Raw genomic sequence first — 241 nt, forward strand, 5'->3', positions numbered from 1 at the left:
CTGTATAAAAGGACAATCCACTTACATCAGGATCCTGTATATAACTGATTCCTGCAGAGGAAATTCCAGCTTCTGCTTCTCCAACAGTATTGGCGAAAGCATAAGTACCCCGCACACTACCATTTAATGTATTGGATACTATTGTTGTAACAGCAATTGAAGTTCCTCCCGTTCCATTAGAATTGGAAGCATTTATTGAAGGAAAAGAAGTTCCGGGTGAAGAAGGGTAAACATTTAGCCT

At 39.8% G+C, this 241-nt stretch carries 1 protein-coding gene; it reads right to left on the bottom strand.

Going from position 1 to position 241, the window contains the following annotated elements; genetic code table 11:
- Positions 1 to 241 (bottom strand): hypothetical protein (locus tag SB725_RS33515; protein ID WP_410923735.1); only part of this gene is annotated, 241 nt, incomplete at both ends.

This window comes from Pseudomonas sp. SIMBA_041 (genome assembly GCF_046535095.1).
GTDB lineage: Bacteria > Pseudomonadota > Gammaproteobacteria > Pseudomonadales > Pseudomonadaceae > Aquipseudomonas > Aquipseudomonas mucoides.